The following is a 5,000-nucleotide window of genomic DNA, read 5'->3' as shown; positions in this document are numbered from 1 at the left end:
AGCTGTGATCCGGGGGTGTCCGAATGGGGAAACCCGGCAGTCGTCATGGGCTGTCACCTACTGCTGAACACATAGGCAGTATGGAGGGAACGCGGGGAAGTGAAACATCTCAGTACCCGCAGGAAGAGAAAACAACCGTGATTCCGGGAGTAGTGGCGAGCGAAACCGGATGAGGCCAAACCGTATGCGTGTGATACCCGGCAGGGGTTGCGTATGCGGGGTTGTGGGATCGCACTTCAACAGTCTGCCGGCTGTTGGGCGAGTCAGAAACCGTTGATGTAGGCGAAGGGCATGCGAAAGGCCCGGCGTAGAGGGTAAGACCCCCGTAGCTGAAACATCAGCGGCTTGCTTGTGCGACACCCAAGTAGCACGGGGCCCGAGAAATCCCGTGTGAATCTGGCGGGACCACCCGTTAAGCCTAAATATTCCCTGGTGACCGATAGCGGATAGTACCGTGAGGGAATGGTGAAAAGTACCGCGGGAGCGGAGTGAAATAGTACCTGAAACCGTGTGCCTACAAGCCATGGGAGCGTCGCCGTCAAGCTTGCTTGGCGGTCGTGACTGCGTGCCTTTTGAAGAATGAGCCTGCGAGTTTGCGGTGTGTTGCGAGGTTAACCCGTGTGGGGAAGCCGTAGCGAAAGCGAGTCCGAATAGGGCGACCAGAGTAGCGCGCCCAAGACCCGAAGCGGAGTGATCTAGCCATGGGCAGGTTGAAGCGGCTGTAAGAGGTCGTGGAGGACCGAACCCACCAGGGTTGAAAACCTGGGGGATGACCTGTGGTTAGGGGTGAAAGGCCAATCAAACTCCGTGATAGCTGGTTCTCCCCGAAATGCATTTAGGTGCAGCGTCGTGTGTTTCTTGCCGGAGGTAGAGCACTGGATAGGCGATGGGCCCTACCGGGTTACTGACCTTAGCCAAACTCCGAATGCCGGTAAGTGAGAGCGCGGCAGTGAGACTGTGGGGGATAAGCTCCATGGTCGAGAGGGAAACAGCCCAGAGCATCGACTAAGGCCCCTAAGCGTACGCTAAGTGGGAAAGGATGTGGAGTCGCAGAGACAACCAGGAGGTTGGCTTAGAAGCAGCCACCCTTGAAAGAGTGCGTAATAGCTCACTGGTCAAGTGATTCCGCGCCGACAATGTAGCGGGGCTCAAGCGTACCGCCGAAGTCGTGTCATTGCAGCATAAGGACCAACGTCTGCTGTGATGGGTAGGGGAGCGTCGTGTGCCGGGTGAAGCAGCGCCGGAAGGTAGTTGTGGACGGTTCACGAGTGAGAATGCAGGCATGAGTAGCGATACAAGAGTGGGAAACTCTTGCGCCGATTGACTAAGGGTTCCTGGGTCAAGCTGATCTGCCCAGGGTAAGTCGGGACCTAAGGCGAGGCCGACAGGCGTAGTCGATGGACAACCGGTTGATATTCCGGTACCCGCTTTGAAGCGCCAGCGCTGAACCAGGCGATGCTAAGTCCGTGAAGCCGCCCTGATCTCTTCGGAGTTGAGGGGAGTGGTGGAGCCGACGGACCAGACCTGTAGTAGGTGAGCGATGGGGTGACGCAGGAAGGTAGTCCAGCCCGGGCGGTGGTTGTCCCGGGGTAAGGGTGTAGGACGTCACGTAGGCAAATCCGCGTGACATATAGTCTGAGACCTGATGCCGAGCCGATTGTGGTGAAGTGGATGATCCTATGCTGTCGAGAAAAGCCTCTAGCGAGTTTCATGGCGGCCCGTACCCTAAACCGACTCAGGTGGTCAGGTAGAGAATACCGAGGCGTTCGGGTGAACTATGGTTAAGGAACTCGGCAAAATGCCCCCGTAACTTCGGGAGAAGGGGGGCCATGTCCGGTGATGAGACACGCTCTCTGAGCTGGGTGTGGCCGCAGAGACCAGCGAGAAGCGACTGTTTACTAAAAACACAGGTCCGTGCGAAGCCGTAAGGCGATGTATACGGACTGACGCCTGCCCGGTGCTGGAACGTTAAGGGGACCGGTTAGCTCCATTTCGGTGGGGCGAAGCTGAGAACTTAAGCGCCAGTAAACGGCGGTGGTAACTATAACCATCCTAAGGTAGCGAAATTCCTTGTCGGGTAAGTTCCGACCTGCACGAATGGCGTAACGACTTCTCGACTGTCTCAACCATAGGCCCGGTGAAATTGCACTACGAGTAAAGATGCTCGTTTCGCGCAGCAGGACGGAAAGACCCCGGGACCTTTACTATAGCTTGATATTGGTGTTCGGTTCGGCTTGTGTAGGATAGGTGGGAGACTGTGAAGCATGCACGCCAGTGTGTGTGGAGTCGTCGTTGAAATACCACTCTGGTCGTGCTGGATGTCTAACCTGGGTCCGTGATCCGGATCAGGGACAGTGTCTGGTGGGTAGTTTAACTGGGGCGGTTGCCTCCTAAAGGGTAACGGAGGCGCCAAAGGTTCCCTCAGCCTGGTTGGTAATCAGGTGTTGAGTGTAAGTGCACAAGGGAGCTTGACTGTGAGACCGACGGGTCGAGCAGGGACGAAAGTCGGGACTAGTGATCCGGCGGTGGCTTGTGGAAGCGCCGTCGCTCAACGGATAAAAGGTACCCCGGGGATAACAGGCTGATCTTCCCCAAGAGTCCATATCGACGGGATGGTTTGGCACCTCGATGTCGGCTCGTCGCATCCTGGGGCTGGAGTCGGTCCCAAGGGTTGGGCTGTTCGCCCATTAAAGCGGTACGCGAGCTGGGTTTAGAACGTCGTGAGACAGTTCGGTCCCTATCCGCTGTGCGCGTAGGAGTCTTGAGAAGGGCTGTCCCTAGTACGAGAGGACCGGGACGGACGAACCTCTGGTGTGCCAGTTGTCCTGCCAAGGGCATGGCTGGTTGGCTACGTTCGGGAGGGATAACCGCTGAAAGCATCTAAGCGGGAAGCCTGCTTCGAGATGAGGGCTCCCACCCACTTGATGGGGTAAGGCTCCCAGTAGACGACTGGGTTGATAGGCCAGGTGTGGAAGACCGGTAACGGTTGGAGCTGACTGGTACTAATAGGCCGAGGGCTTGTCCTCAGTTGCTCGCGTCCACTGTGTTGGTTCTGAAACCACGAACAACCAAAAGCCGGTTGTCTGTTTCATAGTGTTTCGGTGGTCATTGCGTTAGGGAAACGCCCGGTAACATTCCGAACCCGGAAGCTAAGCCTTTCAGCGCCGATGGTACTGCATGGGGGACCGTGTGGGAGAGTAGGACGCCGCCGAACAATCATTCAGAAAAGCTCTGTTGTCTGGACTCCGGTTCAGACAACAGAGCTTTTTTGTTTCCAAGAGTCGGTGCGGAGCGTCACCCGGGGTTAACGTACCGCGTCCACCATCCGCAGGTATGGGGACAGCGGAGCTGCTTCGGGCGGCGGGTGTGGGATTCGGTGACGAGGTCGTGGTGCCCTCGTACGCGACCGCGGGGCTGCCGAGGCGGTGCGGAGTACGGGSCCCGTCCCGTCTTCGCGGACATCGACCCGTGGAGCCTCTGTCTGGATCCGGCGGCCGTGCTCAGGGCGCTTTCCGAGCGCACCGCCGCCATTGTGCCGGTCGGTCTCTTCGGGTACCCGGCCGACCTGGCGGCTCTTCAAGCCCTCGCCTCCCCCAGGGAGTTGGCGGTCATCGAGCACACCGAGGACATTGAGCAGGCGCCGGCCGACGCCGATGCCGTGCACCGCCGCCGGCAGCATGCCGCATACCTGGACGCCCGGCTGACCGGAGTCATAACTCCCCGGGTGCCGACCGGAGTTGCGCACAGCTACCACTCCTATGTGGTCCGGGTGCCCGGCAATGGCCGCCCGGACCGGGACGCGTTCGCCCGTGCCCTGCGCGCCCGGGGCGTGCGCTGCCGGGTGCCCGTACAGACCCCCGTGCACCGAACTCCGGCGTACCGGTGTGAACTACGGCTGCCGGAGACCGAGCGCGCCGCCGATGACTGCCTGGCGCTCCCCGTGGAGGAGGGAATGTCCCGGCGTGAGCTGCGCCGGATGGTGTCGCTGTGCAATGGGCTGGGGGGTCTGCTGCCGGTGGCCGCCTAGCTGGTCAAAAGCACGTACGAGATCGGGTATGCTTTATCTCGTTGCCGGCCCCAATAGCTCAGTCGGCAGAGCGTCTCCATGGTAAGGAGAAGGTCAACGGTTCGATTCCGTTTTGGGGCTCTGAAACAGAAGGCCCTCACCGGATTCCGGTGAGGGCCTTCTGCCATGTCTGGCAGGGGAGTTGCCGGCAGGGGAGTTCACTGCTGCGGGTGCTCCGGGACGCGCATGGCGAGGATGGCCATATCGTCCGAGGCGGGCTCGGCGGCGAAGCGCTCCACCGCCCGCAGCACCCGGGCGGCGACCGCGCCGGCGGTGAGTCCGGTGCAGGTGGTGAGGACCTCGGTCAGGCCGTCGTCGCCCAGCATCCGGCTGCCCTCCCGGCGCTCGGTGACGCCGTCGGTGACACACAGCAGCACATCGCCYGGGTCCMGGTGACCGTCTGCTCGTAGAGCTCCAGGTCGTCCATCACACCCAGCAGCGGCTGCGGGTCCGCGGCCGGTTCCACGCTGCCGTCCTGGCGCAGGCGCAGCGGCAGCGGGTGGCCTGCGCAGACCACCTTCAGCAGGGCGCTGCCGTCCTGCTGCGGCCAGAGCTCGCCGTAGAGGAGGGTGAGGAAGCGGCTGCGGGCGCCTCGTCCAGGATGGCGGCGTTGAGCCGCTCCAGGACGGCGGGGCCGCCGAAGCCTTCCCGGCCAGCAGGCGCAGGGCGTGCCGGGCCAGGCCGGTGACCGCGGCGGCTTCCGGGCCGGTGCCGCAGACATCGCCGATGGCGAAGCCATAGGCGCCGTCACGGATGGGGAAGACGTCATAGAAGTCGCCGCCGACCTCGTTGCCCTCGCCGGCGGCCCGGTAGATGACCTCGACCTCCACTCCGGGGATGTCCGGCATGCCGGGCGGCAGCAGGCTGCGCTGGAGGCTCTGGCTGATGGCGGTGCGCTCGCTGTAGAGCCGGAGTTGTCCAGGGCGAGCGCGGC

The 5,000-nt window shown here is 61.6% G+C and carries 1 protein-coding gene, 1 tRNA gene, 2 rRNA genes and 1 pseudogene (1 of these 5 running past the window's edge); 4 read left to right on the top strand and 1 reads right to left on the bottom strand.

What is annotated here, in order from left to right; all coding sequences use genetic code 11:
* From CV755_RS32330 to CV755_RS32315, 4 genes are all read left to right on the top strand, one after another.
* Window positions 1-3,026 (top strand): 23S ribosomal RNA (locus CV755_RS32330) (it extends 95 nt beyond the left edge of the window).
* Window positions 3,027-3,097: 71 nt separating this feature from the next.
* Window positions 3,098-3,214: ribosomal RNA gene (gene rrf / locus CV755_RS32325) — 5S ribosomal RNA — on the top strand.
* Window positions 3,215-3,376: 162 nt separating this feature from the next.
* Window positions 3,377-4,027, top strand: a complete 651-nt coding sequence (locus CV755_RS32320) for a DegT/DnrJ/EryC1/StrS family aminotransferase (RefSeq protein ID WP_422070624.1) — start codon at window positions 3,377-3,379, stop codon at window positions 4,025-4,027.
* A 47-nt stretch (window positions 4,028-4,074) separates the two neighbouring features.
* Window positions 4,075-4,147 (top strand) — tRNA-Thr (locus CV755_RS32315).
* A 77-nt stretch (window positions 4,148-4,224) separates the two neighbouring features.
* Here the strand turns inward: CV755_RS32315 and CV755_RS32310 are convergent.
* Window positions 4,225-5,000, bottom strand: a pseudogene (locus tag CV755_RS32310) (PP2C family protein-serine/threonine phosphatase); the annotation flags it as partial.

Origin of the sequence: Streptomyces orinoci, from assembly GCF_003121295.1 — a bacterium.
Classification (GTDB): Bacteria; Actinomycetota; Actinomycetes; order Streptomycetales; family Streptomycetaceae; genus Streptomyces; species Streptomyces orinoci.
This window is presented reverse-complemented; position numbering and strand designations above follow the sequence as displayed.